This is a genomic window from Pseudomonas sp. PME37.24/025 (assembly GCF_055556615.1).
Genome location: NZ_JBVHNK010000003.1, coordinates 158,762 through 176,626, shown reverse-complemented (window position 1 = coordinate 176,626; position 17,865 = coordinate 158,762). Strand labels below are relative to the sequence as shown.

Below are 17,865 nucleotides of genomic sequence, written 5' to 3'. Positions count from 1 at the left end.
GATTTTGTGTACCACCAAGATCCAGTGTGGGAGCGAGCCTGCTCGCGATGACCGCGCAGCGGTCGATTTTTAACCGGTATCCTTCAAACACTTTCACAAAATATCCCTTGCTCGCCCCAACCCGTTTCAGCTATGACGGTACACCCGAGGTGTACATGATTAGACCGGTACGAATTGACAAGAAACAACAGGTGGTCGACGAGCTCGTTCGGCGCATCGAAAACGGCCTCATGGAGGACGGCATTCTATTGCCGGGCGAACATCAGTTGGCTCAAGAATTCAAGGTCAGCCGAGGCACGCTGCGTGAAGCCCTGGCCGAACTGAAACGGCGCCACTACATCGCTACGCAAAGCGGGGTGGGGTCCATCGTCACGTTCGACGGTGTGGTACTCGATCAGCGCAGCGGCTGGGCCCAGGCGCTGGCCGACAATGGGGCGCTGATCAATACCGAAGTGCTGCGGCTGGAGGCGGTGACCCGTCCTGACCTGCTGCCCCGTTTCGGCACCGATCAGTTCATCACCCTCGACCGTCGTCGCCGCGGCACCGATGGCACGCTGGTGTCCCTTGAACGTTCATTGATGCCCGCCACCGGAGGCTTGGAAGGCCTGCCGCGAGTCGGTCTGATCGATGACTCCCTGACCATCACGCTGGCCGCCTACGGCTACATTGGCGACCACGGCGATCAGTGGATCGGCGCCGAATCCTTGAATGCCGAAGACGCCGAATTGCTCGGGCGCCCGGAGGGCACGGTGTTCCTCAAGGCCCTGCGCACCACTTACGACCGTCAGAACCGCTTCATGGAGCAGGTCGAAAGCCTGCTAGATCCGGTGCATTTTCGTCTGCACCTGCAAATTGGAACCTCAAAATGACCGCGCTCGACCGTGCGCTGGGCGCCTTCTATGGGCTGGCCCTGGGCGATGCGTTGGGCATGCCGACACAATCCCTGAGCCGCGCCGAGATCAAGGCGCGCTTCGGCGAGATCACCGATCTGCAAGACGCTGGCCCGGATCAACCGATCGCCGCAAACATGCCCAAAGGCTCGATCACTGACGATACGGAGCAGGCGATCCTGGTCGGTCGGTTGTTGATTGAAGGCGAGGGCCGGATCGAACCGGAGGTGCTGGCCCAGCGCCTGATCGAATGGGAAGCCGGGATGCAAGCCAAGGGGTCGCAGGATTTGCTCGGCCCCTCGACCAAACGCGCGATCGAGATGATCCTCGCCGGCCACTCGCTGGAAGAGGCAGGGCGCTACGGCACCACCAATGGCGCGGCCATGCGCATCATGCCGGTGGGGATTGCGGCCGATGTTGCCGACCCCGAACGTTTCATCCGCGCCGTGGTGCAAGCCTGTCAGGTGACCCACAACACCACGCTGGGAATTGCCAGTGCGGCGGCGGTGGCGGCAGTGGTTTCTGCCGGGATCAATGGCATGGACCTGGGCGAGGCATTGAACCTCGGCCAGCAGACCGCTCAGAAAGCCGAAAACCATGGCCACTGGGTCGCTGGCGGACGTATCGCCGCCCGCATCAGTTGGGCGTGGAGCATCAGCGTCGACAGCGACAAGGCGTTGCTGGCGGACTTGCTGTATGACGTGATCGGCACGTCGGTGGCCTCGCAGGAATCGGTGGTGGTGTCATTTGCGCTGGCTCGGCAAGTGGCTATCGAGGAGATGACGGCTTTCGAAGCGCTGTGTATGGCTGCCAGCCTGGGCGGCGATACTGACACCATCGCGGCGATTCTCGGCGCCATGCTTGGGGCTTGTCTGGGGCTTGAGAGTTGGCCGGTGGCGATGATCGAGCAGGTTAAAGCGGTAAATGATCTACAGTTGGAGCCGTTGGTGCAGGGGCTGTTGGCTCTGCGTTGACTGTACTGACGCCATCGCGGGCAAGCCCGCTCCCACAGGAATAGTACAAACCTGAGATACACGCCGTACCTGTGGGAGCGGGCTTGCCCGCGACAGGCGCGCCGCATACTAAAATTTTTCACCCGCAATGGAGCGCACAAACATGGCCAGGACCGCCGGAAAGTTATGTCGACTTCCGAATTGCCCGCAACCACAACCACAACAACGGCAACAGGAGCAGTTTTCATGAGTTCATCGAACACCGGGCAAAGTGCCGGGCAATTGGAAACCCGTGGCATTGAACCAGTGCCGGAAGGGGAGTGCAACGGTCACCCACTGCAACTGTTCTGGGTCTGGTTCGCAGCGAACATTTCCATTCTCGGATTGCCGTTGGGCGCCACGCTGGTGGCCTTTCGCGGCCTGGCAATCTGGCAGGCGATCATCGTCGCCATCCTCGGTGCCGCCGGTTCGTTCGCGGTGGTCGGGATCATCTCCATTGCCGGTCGTCGTGGCCGCGCACCAAGCCTGACGCTGTCGCGAGCAATCTTCGGCGTACGCGGCAATATCGGCCCGACGCTGGTCTCGCTGATGTCGCGACTGGGTTGGGAAACCGTCAACACCACCACCGCCGCGTTCGTCTTGCTGTCGTTGTGCTCGATTCTGTTCGGCTCGCCGGTGGAAGCCAAAAGCGCGCCGCTGCTGACCCTCGCGTTCATCGCGATTTTCGTGCTGCTGACGTTGTCGGTGTCCGGTCTCGGTCACGCCACGTTGCTGGTGATCCAGAGATGGGCGACCTACGTGTTCGGTGCGTTGAACATCCTGGTCGGCGGTTTCCTCTGCGCGACCATCGACTGGAGCGCTGTATTCAACGCCACGCCAGCGCCCCTGAGCGCAATGATCATCGGCATCGGTACCATGGCCGCCGGCACCGGGATCGGTTGGGCCAACGCCGGTGCCGACATGTCGCGCTATCAGCACCGCAGCGTCAAAGCCGTGAGTCTGGTGGCGTCGGCGGCGTTCGGTGCGGGGATTCCGCTGGTGCTGCTGATCACACTCGGTGGTCTGCTGTCAGTGGGCAACAATGATCTGGCCTCGGCCACTGACCCGATTGTCGCGATCCGCGACATGCTGCCGACCTGGATGGCCGTGCCGTACCTGATCACCGCATTCGGCGGGCTGCTGCTGTCGAACAACCTGTCGGTGTACTCCGCCGGTTTGACTACCTTGACCCTCGGCCTGAAGGTCAAGCGCGTGTATGCGGTGGTGCTCGATATCATTGCGATCTTCGCCGGTTCGATCTACTTCATGCTGATCGCCGAGAGCTTTTACGGCCCGTTCATCACCTTCATTTCCTTGCTGGCCGTGCCGATCACCGCGTGGGTCGGGATCTTCGTGGTCGACCTGATTCACCGGCATTACTACAGCCCCAAAGACCTGCTGGACGTCAGTCCGAGCAGCGCCTACTGGTATCGCGGCGGCGTCGAGTGGCGCGCCTTCGGTGCATGGGCGCTGGCGATTGTGCTGGGTTTCAGTTTCACCACCATCGGTACTACTGAGCAAGATGTCTGGTTCCGGGGCTTTTTATCCGACTCCTGGCTGGGCCACAACGGCCTGGGCTGGATCGTGACGTTCCTGGTGGCCGGTGGCATTTACCGAGTACTCGGCGGTGCCAAGGACCGTCGCGCCGCGTTGATCGAGCCGGCTCATGCCTAAAATGTTACATACCGGCCAGGTCATGATCGATCTGGTCATGGCCGTGGATAAATTGCCTCAATCGGGCGGTGACGTGCTGGCGCAATCCGCCCGTTTCGAGGCTGGCGGTGGCTTCAATGTGATGGCTGCGGCCCGGCGAAACGGCTTGCCGGTGGTTTACCTCGGTGGCCATGGCAAGGGCCGTTTCGGCGACATGGCCCGAGAGGCGATGACGGCTGAAGGCATTCGGATCGGCATCGACCAGAGCACCGAGCGCGACACCGGGCTGTGCGTCGCGCTGACCGAAGCCTCGGCCGAGCGCACGTTCATTTCCTGCATCGGTGCCGAAGGCGAATTGGCCGCCGAAGACCTGGCGAGTGTGCCAGCCGAGGCGGGCGATTTTGTCTATGTCAGCGGCTATAGCCTGCTGCATGGCGGCAAGGCTCAAGCGCTGGTGGATTGGGTGCTGGATTTGCCGGACGGGATCAAGGTGGTATTCGATCCGGGGCCGTTGGTGGATTCGCCAGACGCATCGCTGATGAAGGCCTTGTTGTCGCGCATCGATCTGTGGACCAGCAACCGTGTCGAGGCGCTGCGGTTTACCGGGGCGACAGACATCGGCGAGGCATTGAATCGGTTGGCTGATCATCTGCCGACCGAGGTACTGATGGTGGTACGCGATGGGCCGCAAGGGTGCTGGATCAGCCAGCGCGGCGATCACCAGCACGTGCCGGGCTTCAAGGTCGAGGCAGTGGACAGCAACGGCGCGGGGGATGCTCACGCGGGAGTTTTTGTCGCCGGGTTGGCGCACGGATTATCGGCGGTCGAAGCGGCACGGCGGGCGAATGCGGCTGCGGCATTGGCGGTCACTCGCTGGGGGCCGGCGACTTCGCCGGGGGCGGTTGAGGTGGATGCGTTGATTCGCGAGACCTATGGCGCCTGATTGGCCGCTATCGCGAGCAGGCTCGCTCCCACATTGGATTTATGCCAGCCGCCAATATTGCGGTTCACACGAATCAACTGTGGGAGCGAGCCTGCTCGCGATGGGGCCCTAAAATCTTACATTTGCTCTTCAAACATTCACAGGCAAAAAATCGCAACCTGCTGCAGCGCCTACTCGGTTAGATATCCAGCTTGCGCGCGGCCTCAACCCCTGCGGCGCTGAGTTTGATCGGCAGGTTCAGCGAGTGCTCGCCGGCTTCGTTGCAGATCACATGACCATGCTGGATCAGCCCGCGCTCCTGCAGAGTGGCGAGCGTGCTGGCCACGACTTTCTCCCCCCGGTAATTGTCCAGAACTTCCTTGCCCAAGCCACTCGGGTGGGCGTGCAGCAGGCGGGTCAGGACTTCTTTTTCCAGGTTTTTATCGGCGTTCATGGTTACCTCTTGGTTGGGATGGACGAGTGTTGCTCCTCGCTCGCATCGGCGAGTCCTTATCTGATATTGGTCCTTCCCGACCTGGATTGGTGCCTGATGAGCGACGAGTGGTCCAGGGGGCGTGCTGCAACGTTTTGATCCTGCTGACGTGACGCCAGATCAACCGACCTACGGTGATCAGCCAGTTCATCAGGGCGATCGTCAGTACCGTGAGCAACAGTGGCATCATCCCGTGTTCTACGATGATTCTCCCGGCCAGCAACGGAAAACCGAACACGCCGACGAAGTAGGACAGGCTGAACAACAGTAAGGACTGCGAGGTGGTGCCGGACGGCGCTTCGTTCGCCGCCAAGCCATTGATCACCGAATACGTCAGCCCATAACCGACTCCTAGCATCATCGCCGCCAGCACGTAGCTGAACCCGTCGTCGACCACAAAACCGAACATCAGGATCGAAACCATCATCAGGCCCGACAACAGGCAGGAGGCACGCAATGGATCGCGTTTGACCACGAACCCGGCAATCAACATTCGGCTGCTGATCGCCGCGCCCATGAAGCCGAAAAAGAACAGTGAATAATCAAGTGAACGGGACGCCGCGTAACTGGTTTGAAAACTCGACAGGCCACCGAATACACAGCCGCCGAGGCCGACCATGATGATCGGGAACATGGCTCTGGAGGACAACACCCGAGCCGTTGCGCGCCAGGATATTCGTGCGACTGACGCTGATGCCGAGGGCATTTTTTTGAGCTGGACATCCAGCCGCCAGAACAGCAAAGCACCGATCAGGCTGGCCAGCGCCGCGAGGTAAAACGCTGCCGTCACCGGATACCCGAGAGCACTGGCAGCACGGCCCAACAATGGACCGCTGCCGATCCCGGTCATCATGCTGCCCGACAGCAGCGCAAAGTATTTAGCTCGTTGCGCAGGCGTCACCAGGCTCGCGACGATGATCGGTCCGAGCGTGTAGAAAACGCCCCAGCCCAACCCGAGCATCAGTCCAAAAAACAGCAGCAGATTGCCAATGCCTGGCGTCAAGGCAAATCCCAGGCTGGCGGCCACCAGCAAGAGGCTGAACAGTGCAATGGAGCGCGCCGCGCCGAGCAGGTCGGACAAGTGACCGGAGACAATCACTGCAGCAAAGGTGCTGAGCATCGCCGCCGAAATCACGCTGCCGGCGTCGTGTTCGTTGCCGCCACGAGAGCCGATCAGCAGCGACAGTAAAAAAGTCGAGCCATAGGACAGCGACAACAAATAGCTGGCGAGGCAGAACAGGCTGAACAACCTGCTTGAGACGGGTGGGGCGGCGGTAGACATGAGGCGGTTCCTTGACCCGATAGAAGTGAATGTCATCTATCTATCACGCAAGGTACCGATGATAGGTCTGTGGTTACCGATTTCAGGGTTAGTGGAGGCCGGAGTAATGCTCTCAGCAGACGCCGATTTCTTCCTTGAACAGCTCCATGAAACCCTTCAGGCGTCCGTGGCGAATCAGTGCCAGACGTTGACCGGTGGTCGTTTGGAAGCCGTCCGCCAGGTGCAACAGCTTGGTCTGGAAATGATCGAGGCAAAAGCGTTTGTCGTCGTAGTCCCGTTCTTTTGCCTCCGGGTCCAAAGGGTCGTACAACGCACTGCCCATGCGCCCGGCAATGTAGAAGGTACGTGCCACGCCGAGCATGCCAAGGGAGTCGAGGCGGTCGGCGTCCTGGATAATTTTCGCTTCGAGGGTGGTGGGCGTGATGTTGGCGCTGAAACTGTGGGCTTCGATGGCGTGGACGACCGCTGTGATTTTTGCGCCCGGCCAATCCATTGCTATCAGTACTGTCGACGCTTTCTGCGCTGCCAGCCGTGATGCCTGGGAGCGCAGTGGCGAGTTCTTCTCCACCGCCACGCAATCGTGCAACAGCACGGCTGCCAGCAGCACCTCAAGATCGCCGCCTTCTTCGGCATGAAGCGTGCGCACGTTGTGCCACACCCGCTGCAAGTGCGACAGATCATGGGCACCGTCCTCGCCAGGCTCCAGTGCATGAGGCAGCAGTTCAGAAGCCAGAGTGTGCAGCGGCGCGAAAGCGATGGTGGTCATGGAAATCCCTGGATTCGACTCGGTTTTTGTGATCAATGAGCCCCCTGTGGGAGCGGGCTTGCCCGCGAATACGTCAGCACAGTCACGCTGATTTCGCAGGCCGGCCTGTTCATGCAAAGCGCCACAAAAACAGCGATGCTATATGACATTTTGCATTCAAATGTGACGAGCATCGCACGCGGACTTAGTATGGCGTTTTCAACTTTTGACAAGGCACGTTCATGATGATCGAAATCCGCCCGGCAACCCCCAGCGATGCTCCGCAAATCCTCGCGTTCATCACTGAACTGGCGGACTTCGAACGTGCCCGCCACGAAGTCATCGCCAGCGTCGCTGACATCGAGCGCAGCCTGTTCAGTGAAGGCGCCACCGCCCATGGCCTGATCTGCCTGCGCGATGGCTTGCCGATCGGCTTTGCGGTGTTCTTTTTCAGCTATTCCACCTGGTTGGGCAGCAACTGCCTGTATCTCGAAGACCTCTACATCACTCCCGAACAACGGGGCGGTGGCGCCGGTAAAACTTTGCTGCGCCACTTGGCGAAAATCGCCTGCGCCAATGACTGCGGCCGTTTCGAATGGAGCGTGCTGGACTGGAACAAACCGGCGATCGAATTCTACAAATCCCTCGGCGCGCAGCCGCAAGAAGAGTGGGTGCGGTATCGGATGGATGGGGCGGTGTTGCGCGAGTTTGCCGAGGGGCGTTGACCGCTCGCGGCGATCTGATACGAATATCCAGTACTCGTCGAGCCCTCTTGTCAGGAAACGAGGAGTCTCGGGACTAATGCCAGTCAGTTAAAGCGCGATCCATGTAGGATCGCTACGCCGCCGCGTCCCACAGGTTCCACACCTTAACTGGGCATTAGGCTCGGGGCTTTTCATTTCTAATCAGTCTCTTTCCAGTTGCCGCTCAGCAAACCATCAAGTGCCTGCCGCACGGTGATCTTGAAAGCACCGGCCCTCTCTTCGTCAAAGGCCGTTTTCCAGTACGCATACCCCTGACTGAAATCCGGAATCTCTGCGGTCTCACCCACACGGCGAGTGAGGCTGCGTTGCAGGGCTTTGGCCTGGAAGGGCAGGTGAGGCATTTCGTTGAATTCATTGCCGACTACCGGGTTGATCATCCGGATGCCGTCGACCCTGATGTGCACGACCTTGCCATATTTTGGATAATTTTCGATTTTCAGAATGGTCAGTGTCGAGGCCTCTTCACCGGGGCGGGTTTTGTAGGCCCAGATGTCACCTTCCTTCAATGCTGGTGCTGCGCTGAACACAGCGTTGGTCCAGAGCGCACTGCAAAACAACAATACCTTTAAAGCCGATTTCATCTTTCTTCCTTGAACATTCGGGGGCGCTGGCACCCGCATGGGCGCAGGGGGCATTTTAGGGCGTTGTCGGAGAAAATCTTGTCACACTTGTAAATCCCATAATATGGGAGTGATATTTATATATTGAGATTTTATTTCGTTCAGGTTTATAGTCCAGCTCACTCACTGCCCAAAAAACAAAACAGGTGAAGCGATGCTGGCGCAACTGATCGCGCTCGATTGGGGGACAACCTCATTACGTGCTTACAAACTCGGCTTCGGTGGCCAGGTGCTGGAACAGCGCACGCTGTCGTCCGGGATCATGCAGCTGCCCAAGACGCCGCGAATCATCGCCGGGCAGGAATGCGCCGACGGTTTTGAATTGGCCTTCGATGAGGCGTGCGGTGACTGGCTCGACGCACAGCCCGATTTGCCGGTGATTGCGTGTGGCATGGTCGGCAGTGCTCAGGGCTGGCGCGAAGCGGCCTACTGCGACACGCCGGCGAACGTCGCCAATCTCGGAACTTCCCTACAAACCGTTCGCAGTCTTCGCGGTGTCGATGTGCACATCGTGCCGGGTGTGATTCAGCGTTCGCGTTTGCCGAACGTGATGCGCGGCGAGGAAACCCAAGTCCTCGGCGTGTTGCAGAATCTGCCGAGCGGGGCGGGCAACGATCTGTTGATCGGCTTGCCGGGCAGCCATTCGAAATGGGTGGAAGTGGCCGACGGCTGCATCGTGCATTTCGATACTTTCATGACTGGCGAAGTCTTCGCCGTCCTCAGTGAACACAGCATTCTGGGGCGCACTCAGCAGCGCGGCGCGTCCTTTGATGGCGAAGCGTTTGATCGTGGCGTGCGGGTGGCCTTGTCGGCGGACGGCGAGATCGGGCCGCTGTCGACGCTGTTCAGTGCCCGCAGTCTGGGGCTGACCGGTGAACTCAGCGCCGTCGCTCAGCCGGACTATCTGTCCGGTCTGTTGATCGGCCATGAACTATCCGCCCTGGCCAACGTTCAGCGTCGTCGGCGCAACAGCGTGCACCTGCCTTCGATCATCCTCATCGGCAACGCGCAACTCTGCGCCCGCTACAGCCGGGCGCTCGACGCCTGCGGTTTTGCCCGGGTGACTCTGGCCGAGCTGGCCACCGAACGCGGGTTGTGGCAGTTGGCGGTCGCCGCCGGAATGATCACGACACCCCCATCCCGTTAAACCTGACTGGAGGTCTGACATGCTCAAGCAAGCACTGGCAAAAAACGGTCTGATCGCGATCCTGCGTGGCCTGCGTCCGCAAGAAGCGGCAGCCGTCGGCGAAGTCCTGTACTCAGCCGGATTTCGCGTCATCGAAGTGCCGCTTAATTCCCCCGAGCCGTACGAAAGTATCCGCATCCTGCGCAGCACGTTGCCCGCCGATTGCCTGATCGGCGCGGGCACGGTGTTGACGCCGGAACAGGTCGAGCAAGTGAAAGCGGCGGGCGGCCAAGTGATCGTCATGCCTCACAGCGATGCCAAGGTGTTGCGTGCGGCGAAAGCGGCGGGGCTGTTCCTGTCGCCGGGCGTGGCGACGCCGACCGAAGCCTTTGCTGCATTGGCCGAGGGGGCGGATGTGCTGAAGATGTTCCCGGCCGAACAAATGGGCCCCGCCGTTGTGAAAGCCTGGCTGGCGGTGTTGCCGGCAGGGACGGTGCTGGTGCCGGTGGGCGGGATTACGCCGGACAACATGCAGGTGTTTGTCGAGGCCGGCGTCAAAGGTTTCGGCCTCGGTTCCGGGTTGTTCAAACCGGGCATGACACCTGAGCAAGTGGCAGTAAACGCCAAGGCGTATGTCGCTGCCTGGAACGCTCTGCGTTAAGACTTTTTGGCGCCGAGCGCGCTACATCTATAAGAGAGATAAAAGATGAAAATCACCAAACTCACGACCTTCATCGTTCCGCCGCGCTGGTGCTTCCTCAAGATCGAAACCGACGAGGGCGTGACCGGTTGGGGTGAGCCCGTGGTCGAAGGCCGCGCGCACACCGTCGCCGCTGCGGTTGAGGAATTGTCCGACTACCTGATCGGCAAGGACCCACGCAACATCGAAGACATCTGGACCGTGCTCTACCGTGGCGGCTTCTACCGTGGCGGCGCGATCCACATGAGCGCGCTGGCCGGCATCGACCAGGCGTTGTGGGACATCAAGGGCAAGGCTCTGGGTGTGTCAGTCAGCGATCTGTTGGGTGGTCAGGTGCGGGACAAGATTCGCGTTTATTCATGGATCGGTGGTGATCGCCCGGCGGACACTGCTCGCGCCGCGAAAGAAGCGGTCAGCCGTGGTTTCACCGCGGTGAAAATGAACGGCACCGAAGAACTGCAATTCCTCGATTCCTTCGAGAAGGTCGACCTGGCCTTGGCCAACGTCGCCGCCGTACGCGATGCCGTCGGCCCGAATGTCGGCATCGGCGTGGACTTCCATGGTCGGGTACACAAGCCCATGGCCAAGGTGCTGATGAAGGAGCTCGACCCGTACAAACTGATGTTCATCGAAGAGCCGGTGCTCAGCGAAAACTATGAAGCGCTGAAAGAGCTGGCGCCGCTGACCAGCACGCCGATTGCCCTCGGCGAGCGGTTGTTCTCGCGCTGGGACTTCAAGCGGGTGCTCAGCGAAGGCTACGTCGACATCATCCAGCCGGATGCCTCCCACGCGGGCGGCATCACCGAAACCCGCAAGATCGCCAACATGGCTGAAGCCTACGACGTGGCGCTGGCGCTGCATTGCCCGTTGGGCCCGATTGCCCTGGCGGCGTGCCTGCAACTGGACGCGGTTTGCTACAACGCGTTCATCCAGGAACAGAGCCTGGGCATCCATTACAACGAGAGCAATGACCTGCTCGATTATGTGAAAGATCCGCGGGTGTTCGACTACGACAAGGGCTTCGTGAAAATCCCCAACGGCCCGGGCCTGGGCATCGAGATCAACGAGGAATACGTGATCGAACGCGCCGCCGTCGGCCACCGCTGGCGCAACCCGATCTGGCGCCATGCCGATGGCAGCTTTGCCGAGTGGTGAGTTTCTCCTGACTCAACACAAATCCCTGTGGGAGCGGGCTTGCCCGCGATAGCGTCTTGTCAGTCAGATCAATGCTGAATGTACCTCCGCCATCGCGGGCAAGCCCGCTCCCACAGGGTGCAGCGTAAGTCTTCAATACGACCTCAATAAACATAAGAAGAGGCACCTCTCATGCAACCGCAAACCCTCACCGGGCAGGCGTCGTTGGTGACGCCGAGCCGCAAGCGGTTTTTCATCATGGTCCTGTTGTTCATCACCGTGGTGATCAACTACCTGGACCGCAGTAACCTGTCCATTGCCGCCCCGGCGCTGACCAGCGATCTGGGCATCGATCCGATCCATGTCGGGCTGATCTTTTCCGCGTTCGGCTGGACTTACGCCGCCATGCAAATCCCCGGCGGCTGGCTGGTGGACCGAGTGCCGCCGCGCATCCTGTATAGCGTCGCATTGCTGCTGTGGTCGCTGGCCACGGTGATGCTCGGCTTCGCTGCCAGTTTCATCGCGCTGTTCGTGCTACGCATGGCCGTCGGTGCGCTGGAAGCACCGGCGTATCCGATCAACAGCCGCGTGGTGACGACCTGGTTCCCTGAGCGTGAGCGCGCCACGGCCATCGGTTTCTACACCTCCGGGCAGTTCGTCGGCCTGGCGTTTCTCACGCCGGTACTCGCGTGGTTGCAACATCAATATGGCTGGCACATGGTGTTTGTCAGCACCGGTGTGGTGGGCATCATCTGGGCGGTGATCTGGTACGCGGTGTATCGCGAGCCACGGGATTTCAAGGGCGCCAACGACGCTGAAATCGAGCTGATCCGCGAAGGCGGCGGGCTGGTGGATATCCAGGCTGAAACCGCGAAGGCCAAGGCGAAATTCAGCTGGATCGATCTCGGGATTGTCCTGAGCAAACGCAAGTTGTGGGGCATTTACCTCGGTCAGTTCTGCCTTAATTCGACCTTGTGGTTTTTTCTGACGTGGTTCCCGACCTACCTGGTGAAATATCGCGGCATGGACTTCATCAAGTCTGGCTTGCTGGCGTCGCTACCGTTTCTGGCGGCCTTCATTGGTGTGCTGTGTTCGGGGTTCTTCTCGGACTTTTTGATCCGTCGCGGCTACACAGTGGGTTTCGCCCGCAAATTACCAATCATTGGTGGCCTGCTGATTTCCACCTCAATCATCGGCGCCAACTTTGTCGAGTCGACGCCGCTGGTGATTGCCTTCCTCGCGCTGGCCTTCTTCGGTAACGGTCTGGCTTCGATCACTTGGTCGCTGGTGTCGACCCTGGCCCCGGCGCGTTTGCTTGGATTGACCGGTGGGGTGTTCAATTTCATCGGCAACCTGGCGGCGATCACCACGCCCATCGTCATCGGTTTTCTCGCTTCCGGTGATTCGTTTGCCCCGGCGATTACCTATATCTCGGTTCTGGCATTGTTGGGAGCGCTTTCCTACGTGTTGCTGGTGGGCAAGGTCGAGCGTATCAAGTTGTAGTCGCGGCCATCGGGCGACCATAATGCCGCCCGTTCACTCGCTCAACGGTAAAGGCTGGATATGCAGGAAGACGCCCCAAAAATCGCCAAGGACGCCGCGCCGACTGGCACCCAGACACTGCTTCGTGGTTTGGGTGTGGTTCAGGCCGTGGCCAGTGGCGCCCGCGATCTCAAGGAAATCGCCCGGTTGATCGGCACGACGCGCAGCACCACCCATCGCCTGGCCAGTTGCCTGGTGGACGAGCGTTATTTGCGGGTGGTGCCGCAAGTCGGTTATCTGCTGGGGCCGAAACTGATCGAGCTGGGTTTCCAGGCTCGTGAAGAGTTGCCACTGGTGACGCTGGCGGGGCCCTATCTGGATGAGTTGTCGGCGTTGACCGGTGACACCATTCACTTGGCGATTCGTGAGGGCGACGAGGTGCTGTACCTGCACAAGAATCCGGGGCGCAATGGTCCGGAAATGCGCTCGCGGGTCGGTCATCGCATGCCATTGGCGCGTACCGGGATCGGTAAAGCGTTGATGCTCGATGACACGCAGGAAGAATGGCAACGGCTGTACGAAATCAGCTTGCCGGCGGGTGGGAAAAATCAGTTCTGGCCGCAGCACCCGGAGCAGTCCTGGGAGCAGTTTCAGCAGCGCATGGTCGAGTATGTGGCAGGCGGTTATGCGTTCGATCTTGAAGACAACGAACCGTCGATCCGCTGCGTGGCGGCGCCGATCCGCGATGCCAGCAGGCGCATCGTCGCCGGTATCAGCATCGCCAGCACCGTGCCGTACATGCCGCTGGAAAAAATGGCCGAGCTGATTCCCCTGATCAAAGGGGTCACAGCCCGGCTGTCGGCGGAGCTCGGCTTGAAGGTATAAGTCGAGCGGGTCTGATCAGACTTTCAGCGTCGCCATGTCGATCACGAAACGGTACTTCACGTCACCGGCAATCATGCGGGTGTAAGCCTCGTTGATCTGGCGGATGTCGAGCATTTCGATGTCACAGGTGATGCCGTGCTCTGCACAGAAATCCAGCACTTCCTGGGTTTCGGCGATACCGCCGATCAGCGAGCCGGCCAACACGCGACGACCCAATATCAGTTTGGCAGCGTGAACCGGTGGATCGATCGGCTCGACCAAGCCCACCAGAATGTGTACGCCGTCGAAACGCAGCGTATCGAGGTAGGGATTGAGGTCGTGCTGCACCGGAATGGTGTCCAGCAGGAAGTCGAAATGTCCTGCGGCGGCTTTCATCTGTTCTGCGTCGGTGGACACGATCACGTGGTCCGCGCCTTGATGACGAGCTTCTTCAGCCTTGCTCGCCGAGCGGGTGAACAGCGTGACTTCAGCGCCCATCGCCTTGGCGAACTTGATCCCCATGTGTCCGAGGCCACCCATGCCGAGAATCCCGACTTTGTCGCCGGCCTTGACGCCGTAGTGCTTGAGCGGCGAGTAGGTGGTGATGCCGGCACACAGGATCGGCGCGGCGCTGGCCGGGTCGAGTTTCTCCGGGATACGCACGACAAAGTGCTCGCTGACCACGATGCTGTCGGAGTAACCGCCCATGGTGTTGCTGCCATCGACCCGGTCCGGGGTGGCGTAGGTCAGGGTCGGACCTTCCAGGCAGTATTGCTCCAGATCCGCTTGGCAGGCTTCGCAGTGGCGGCACGAGTCAACCATGCAGCCGACGCCGACCAGATCGCCGACTTTGTGTTGGGTAACGTTCGCGCCGATGGCGGTCACTTTGCCGACGATCTCATGGCCGGGCATCAGTGGGTAAACAGCAATACCCCACTCGTTGCGTGCCTGATGGATGTCGGAATGGCAGACGCCGCAGTAAAGAATGTCGATCGCAACGTCGTCGGCCCGTGGGCTGCGGCGTTCGAAATTCATCGGGGCGAGGGGAGTGGTGGCTGATTGAGCGGCGTATCCGATGGCGGTGTACATGGTGAACCTCGCAAAAGCAGTGACAGGTGAGGCGAGCAATTCTGGGCGCCGCACGGGTGACCGGCCATGGCGATTCCTCCGGGTGTCATGCCTAATCCTCCGGCTTACACCGTTGATGGGTCGCATTGGCGATCAGACCTGCGATGATGCTTTCATCCCTTTTTTCGCGACTTTTTTGTGACTTCTTTTGTGACTTCTTTTGTGAAGAGCTCCCCCATGTTGTTGACCCGTCATCTCGACGCCAATGCCACCCTGGTTTCGTTAATCCAGCCGCTGATCACCCGCGACGGCTTTGCGCCCACCGCGTTGCCGGGCGTGCAGCTTATGCGAGCCAGTTGCGATGTCGCCCGTGGTCCGCAAATCTACGAGCCAAGCCTGGTCATCATCGCCCAGGGCGGCAAGTTGGCGCATCTGGGCCCGCGTACGCTGGAATATGGCACTGGGCATTACCTGATTCAGGCGTTGCCGGTACCCTTCGAATGCGAGACGTTTTCGGCACCAGATGGCCCGATGCTGGGCGTTTCCATCGCCATTGACCGGGTGCTGCTCAGTGAATTGGTGCTGGCCATGGGGCTGGCGCCGGGGCGCACTGTTCCCGCACAGACGCCCGAGTCCATGACCTCGGCGGTGCTCGACGATGCCATGCGCGGTTGTGTGGAACGGTTGTTGCGCTGCCTGCACGATCCGCTTGAATGCCAGATCATGGGCCCGGCGCGCTTGCGTGAATTGTTGTTCGTGGCGTTGCGAGGGCCGCAAGCCGATGTGTTGCGGGCGTTGGTGGAACAACAGGGGCAATTCGCGCGGATCGCGGCGTCCCTGAGTCATCTGCATGCGCATTACACCGAGCCGCTGAACGTCGAGACCCTGGCCAGTTGCGCGAACATGAGCGCGTCGACGTTTCATGAGCATTTCAAACGCAGCACCTTGTTGTCGCCGGTGCAGTATTTGAAGCGTTTGCGTTTGCTCAGGGCCCAGCAGTTGTTGCTGGGCGAAGGGTTGGGCGTGGCCCAGGTGGCGCATCGGGTGGGGTATCAGAGCACGTCGCAATTCAGTCGCGAGTACAAGCGTTACTTTGAGCGTAATCCTGGGGATGAGCGCGCTGCTTAAGACAACACAATCTCTGTGGGAGCGGGCTTGCCCGCGATTGCGGTGGGTCAGTCGACTTTAATGTTGGATGATAAACCGTCATCGCGGGCAAGCCCGCTCCCACAAGGTTCTGTGATGTCGCTTGAATTTCGGGCAACAAAAAGGCCCCCGTTTCGGGAGCCTTGATGTTCAGCGATTCAACTTACATGTTCGGGTAAGTCGGGCCGCCAGAGCCTTCCGGCGCCACCCAGGTGATGTTCTGTGCAGGGTCCTTGATGTCGCAGGTCTTGCAGTGAACGCAGTTCTGGGCGTTGATCTGGAAGCGCTTCTCTCCGTCTTCCTGGGTCACCACTTCGTACACGCCGGCCGGGCAGTAACGCTGGGCAGGTTCATCGTACATCGGCAGGTTCTTGCTGATCGGAATGCTCGCGTCGGCCAGCTTCAAGTGGCACGGCTGCTCTTCTTCGTGGTTGGTACCCGAGATGAACACCGAGCTGAGTTTGTCGAAGCTGATCTTGCCGTCCGGTTTCGGGTAGTCGATCTTCTTGCAGTCAGCCGCCAGTTTCAGGCAAGCGTAATCCGGCTTGGTGTCGTGCAAGGTGAACGGCAGCTTGCCGCCGAAGATGTTCTGGTCGAGCCAGTTGAAACCGGCACCGATGATCGGGCCGAACTTGTGCATCGCCGGGCCGAAGTTGCGGCTGGCGAACAGTTCGTCATAGAGCCAGCTCTTCTTGAAGGCGTCGACGTAAGTGGTCAGCTCTTGCGTGCCGTCCAGATCAGCGAACAGCGCGTCGGCCACGGCGTCAGCGGCGAGCATGCCGGACTTCATCGCGGTGTGGCTGCCTTTGATCTTGGCGAAGTTCAGCGTGCCGAGGTCGCAACCGATCAGCGCGCCGCCCTTGAAGACCATTTTCGGCAGCGAGTTCAGGCCACCTTTGCAGATAGCACGCGCGCCGTAGCTGATGCGCTTGCCGCCTTCCAGGTATTGCTTGAGCACCGGGTGATGCTTGAGGCGCTGGAACTCGTCGAACGGCGACAGGAAGGTGTTGCTGTAGGAAAGGTCGACGATCAGACCGACCACCACCTGGTTGTTTTCCAGATGATAGAGGAACGAGCCGCCGGTGTTCTCGGTGCTCATGATGTCCAGCGGCCAACCGGCGGTATGGACCACCAGGCCTGGCTGATGCTTGGCCGGGTCGATTTCCCAGATTTCTTTCAGGCCGATGCCGTAATGCTGGGCATCGGCCTCGCTGTCGAGGTTGAAACGCTTGATCAGCTGCTTGCCGATATGGCCGCGGCAACCTTCGGCGAACAGCGTGTACTTGGCACGCAGTTCCATGCCCGGGGTGTACAGGCCTTCTTTCGGATTGCCTTCGCGGTCAACGCCCAGATCGCCTGTGATGATCCCGCGAACCACGCCGTTCTCGTCGAACAGTGCTTCCTGGGCCGCGAAGCCCGGGTAGATTTCCACGCCAAGGTTCTCGGCCTGCTGAGCCAGCCAGCGGCACAGATTGCCCAGGGAGATGATGTAGTTGCCTTCGTTGTGCATGGTCTTGGGCACAAAGAAGTCAGGAATTTTCTGCGCGCTGTCGGCATTTTTCAGAACGAAGATGTCATCGCGGGTGACTGGCGTGTTCAGCGGCGCGCCGAGTTCTTTCCAGTCCGGGAACAATTCGTTCAGGGCGCGTGGTTCGAACACGGCACCGGACAGGATGTGAGCGCCGACTTCGGAGCCTTTTTCGACCACGCAGACGCTGATTTCCTTACCGGCTTCGGCGGCCTTCTGCTTCAAACGGCAGGCGGCGGACAGGCCAGCGGGGCCGGCACCGACGATGACCACGTCGAATTCCATGTATTCGCGTTCCACAGGCTATCTCCTACTCAAGGCTCAACAGTTTTTTTCTAATTGGAGGTTTGGCGTTGCATCCATTATTTCTTCCGGCAACTTGCCGGAAGGGACAATGGATGACCCACCTTTCTCTCTAGGTGGCGCATTATATCTACACCACTCCTAGCGTCCAAT

17 protein-coding genes are annotated in these 17,865 nt (G+C 60.0%); 11 read left to right on the top strand and 6 right to left on the bottom strand.

From position 1 onward, the window contains the following. Positions 1-155 precede the first annotated feature (155 nt). The 4 genes from ACZ3HH_RS06805 to ACZ3HH_RS06790 all read left to right on the top strand — a co-directional run bounded on the left by ACZ3HH_RS06805 (position 156) and on the right by ACZ3HH_RS06790 (position 4,478). Positions 156-869 carry a GntR family transcriptional regulator gene (locus tag ACZ3HH_RS06805; protein ID WP_465803591.1) on the top strand — a complete coding sequence of 238 codons (714 nt, stop codon included), beginning with the start codon at positions 156-158 and terminating at the stop codon, positions 867-869. After that, positions 866-1,864 (top strand): ADP-ribosylglycohydrolase family protein, encoded by a 999-nt coding sequence (locus tag ACZ3HH_RS06800; RefSeq protein WP_465803590.1) that lies wholly within the window; start codon positions 866-868, stop codon positions 1,862-1,864. The genes ACZ3HH_RS06805 and ACZ3HH_RS06800 overlap by 4 nt, the downstream gene beginning before the upstream one ends. Before the next feature lie 225 nt (positions 1,865-2,089). Continuing rightward, entirely contained in the window at positions 2,090-3,556 is a 1,467-nt protein-coding gene (locus ACZ3HH_RS06795) for a purine-cytosine permease family protein (RefSeq protein ID WP_465803589.1), read from the top strand. Next, positions 3,549-4,478 carry a PfkB family carbohydrate kinase gene (locus ACZ3HH_RS06790; protein WP_465803588.1) on the top strand — a complete coding sequence of 310 codons (930 nt, stop codon included), beginning with the start codon at positions 3,549-3,551 and terminating at the stop codon, positions 4,476-4,478. Before ACZ3HH_RS06795 ends, ACZ3HH_RS06790 begins: the two co-directional genes overlap by 8 nt. A gap of 178 nt (positions 4,479-4,656) precedes the next feature. On the opposite strand, the gene ACZ3HH_RS06785 is transcribed toward ACZ3HH_RS06790, so the two are convergent. The 3 genes from ACZ3HH_RS06785 to ACZ3HH_RS06775 all read right to left on the bottom strand — a co-directional run bounded on the left by ACZ3HH_RS06785 (position 4,657) and on the right by ACZ3HH_RS06775 (position 6,998). Then, positions 4,657-4,911 carry a hypothetical protein gene (locus ACZ3HH_RS06785; RefSeq protein ID WP_465803586.1) on the bottom strand — a complete coding sequence of 85 codons (255 nt, stop codon included), beginning with the start codon at positions 4,909-4,911 and terminating at the stop codon, positions 4,657-4,659. Further along, on the bottom strand, positions 4,898-6,232 hold the full coding sequence (locus ACZ3HH_RS06780; protein WP_465803584.1) for an MFS transporter: 1,335 nt from the start codon (positions 6,230-6,232) through the stop codon (positions 4,898-4,900). Before ACZ3HH_RS06780 ends, ACZ3HH_RS06785 begins: the two co-directional genes overlap by 14 nt. Positions 6,233-6,344: 112 nt before the next feature. Beyond that, positions 6,345-6,998 (bottom strand): HD domain-containing protein, encoded by a 654-nt coding sequence (locus tag ACZ3HH_RS06775; RefSeq protein WP_465803583.1) that lies wholly within the window; start codon positions 6,996-6,998, stop codon positions 6,345-6,347. A 221-nt stretch (positions 6,999-7,219) separates the two neighbouring features. Between ACZ3HH_RS06775 and ACZ3HH_RS06770 the strand changes: the two genes are divergently transcribed. Beyond that, positions 7,220-7,702 (top strand): GNAT family N-acetyltransferase, encoded by a 483-nt coding sequence (locus ACZ3HH_RS06770; protein ID WP_465803581.1) that lies wholly within the window; start codon positions 7,220-7,222, stop codon positions 7,700-7,702. Between the two features lie 176 nt (positions 7,703-7,878). Here the strand turns inward: ACZ3HH_RS06770 and ACZ3HH_RS06765 are convergent, their stop codons facing one another. Next, complete coding sequence (locus ACZ3HH_RS06765) at positions 7,879-8,322, bottom strand: hypothetical protein (RefSeq protein WP_465803579.1); 444 nt, start codon at positions 8,320-8,322, stop codon at positions 7,879-7,881. Between the two features lie 193 nt (positions 8,323-8,515). On the opposite strand from ACZ3HH_RS06765, the gene ACZ3HH_RS06760 reads away from it, so the two are divergent. The 5 genes from ACZ3HH_RS06760 to ACZ3HH_RS06740 all read left to right on the top strand — a co-directional run bounded on the left by ACZ3HH_RS06760 (position 8,516) and on the right by ACZ3HH_RS06740 (position 13,688). Further along, a complete protein-coding gene (locus tag ACZ3HH_RS06760; RefSeq protein ID WP_465803578.1) occupies positions 8,516-9,508 on the top strand; it encodes a 2-dehydro-3-deoxygalactonokinase in 993 nt (330 codons plus the stop codon). Positions 9,509-9,527: 19 nt separating this feature from the next. After that, positions 9,528-10,148, top strand: coding sequence for a 2-dehydro-3-deoxy-6-phosphogalactonate aldolase (locus ACZ3HH_RS06755; protein WP_465803576.1), 621 nt, complete (start codon positions 9,528-9,530; stop codon positions 10,146-10,148). Between the two features lie 45 nt (positions 10,149-10,193). Then, complete coding sequence (gene dgoD, locus ACZ3HH_RS06750) at positions 10,194-11,342, top strand: galactonate dehydratase (RefSeq protein ID WP_030131992.1); 1,149 nt, start codon at positions 10,194-10,196, stop codon at positions 11,340-11,342. A 171-nt stretch (positions 11,343-11,513) separates the two neighbouring features. After that, positions 11,514-12,824: an MFS transporter gene (locus tag ACZ3HH_RS06745; protein ID WP_465803574.1), complete on the top strand. Its 1,311-nt coding sequence runs from the start codon at positions 11,514-11,516 to the stop codon at positions 12,822-12,824. 60 nt (positions 12,825-12,884) lie between these two features. After that, positions 12,885-13,688, top strand: a complete 804-nt coding sequence (locus tag ACZ3HH_RS06740) for an IclR family transcriptional regulator (RefSeq protein WP_465803573.1) — start codon at positions 12,885-12,887, stop codon at positions 13,686-13,688. Positions 13,689-13,703: 15 nt separating this feature from the next. On the opposite strand, the gene ACZ3HH_RS06735 is transcribed toward ACZ3HH_RS06740, so the two are convergent. Next, on the bottom strand, positions 13,704-14,756 hold the full coding sequence (locus ACZ3HH_RS06735; RefSeq protein WP_465803572.1) for an NAD(P)-dependent alcohol dehydrogenase: 1,053 nt from the start codon (positions 14,754-14,756) through the stop codon (positions 13,704-13,706). Positions 14,757-14,972: 216 nt separating this feature from the next. On the opposite strand from ACZ3HH_RS06735, the gene ACZ3HH_RS06730 reads away from it, so the two are divergent. Then, positions 14,973-15,863 carry an AraC family transcriptional regulator gene (locus ACZ3HH_RS06730; protein ID WP_465803570.1) on the top strand — a complete coding sequence of 297 codons (891 nt, stop codon included), beginning with the start codon at positions 14,973-14,975 and terminating at the stop codon, positions 15,861-15,863. A gap of 181 nt (positions 15,864-16,044) precedes the next feature. On the opposite strand, the gene ACZ3HH_RS06725 is transcribed toward ACZ3HH_RS06730, so the two are convergent. Further along, entirely contained in the window at positions 16,045-17,709 is a 1,665-nt protein-coding gene (locus ACZ3HH_RS06725; RefSeq protein ID WP_465803568.1) for an electron transfer flavoprotein-ubiquinone oxidoreductase, read from the bottom strand. Positions 17,710-17,865 lie beyond the last annotated feature (156 nt).

Coding starts and splice junctions, on each gene's coding strand:
- ACZ3HH_RS06790 (WP_465803588.1), top strand. CDS start 3,549: ATGCCTAAAATGTTACATACCGGCCAGGTCATGATCGATCTGGTCATG.
- ACZ3HH_RS06740 (WP_465803573.1), top strand. CDS start 12,885: ATGCAGGAAGACGCCCCAAAAATCGCCAAGGACGCCGCGCCGACTGGC.
- dgoD (WP_030131992.1), top strand. CDS start 10,194: ATGAAAATCACCAAACTCACGACCTTCATCGTTCCGCCGCGCTGGTGC.
- ACZ3HH_RS06800 (WP_465803590.1), top strand. CDS start 866: ATGACCGCGCTCGACCGTGCGCTGGGCGCCTTCTATGGGCTGGCCCTG.
- ACZ3HH_RS06735 (WP_465803572.1), bottom strand. CDS start 14,756: ATGTACACCGCCATCGGATACGCCGCTCAATCAGCCACCACTCCCCTC.
- ACZ3HH_RS06805 (WP_465803591.1), top strand. CDS start 156: ATGATTAGACCGGTACGAATTGACAAGAAACAACAGGTGGTCGACGAG.
- ACZ3HH_RS06780 (WP_465803584.1), bottom strand. CDS start 6,232: ATGTCTACCGCCGCCCCACCCGTCTCAAGCAGGTTGTTCAGCCTGTTC.
- ACZ3HH_RS06785 (WP_465803586.1), bottom strand. CDS start 4,911: ATGAACGCCGATAAAAACCTGGAAAAAGAAGTCCTGACCCGCCTGCTG.
- ACZ3HH_RS06760 (WP_465803578.1), top strand. CDS start 8,516: ATGCTGGCGCAACTGATCGCGCTCGATTGGGGGACAACCTCATTACGT.
- ACZ3HH_RS06755 (WP_465803576.1), top strand. CDS start 9,528: ATGCTCAAGCAAGCACTGGCAAAAAACGGTCTGATCGCGATCCTGCGT.
- ACZ3HH_RS06775 (WP_465803583.1), bottom strand. CDS start 6,998: ATGACCACCATCGCTTTCGCGCCGCTGCACACTCTGGCTTCTGAACTG.
- ACZ3HH_RS06745 (WP_465803574.1), top strand. CDS start 11,514: ATGCAACCGCAAACCCTCACCGGGCAGGCGTCGTTGGTGACGCCGAGC.
- ACZ3HH_RS06770 (WP_465803581.1), top strand. CDS start 7,220: ATGATGATCGAAATCCGCCCGGCAACCCCCAGCGATGCTCCGCAAATC.
- ACZ3HH_RS06765 (WP_465803579.1), bottom strand. CDS start 8,322: ATGAAATCGGCTTTAAAGGTATTGTTGTTTTGCAGTGCGCTCTGGACC.
- ACZ3HH_RS06795 (WP_465803589.1), top strand. CDS start 2,090: ATGAGTTCATCGAACACCGGGCAAAGTGCCGGGCAATTGGAAACCCGT.
- ACZ3HH_RS06730 (WP_465803570.1), top strand. CDS start 14,973: ATGTTGTTGACCCGTCATCTCGACGCCAATGCCACCCTGGTTTCGTTA.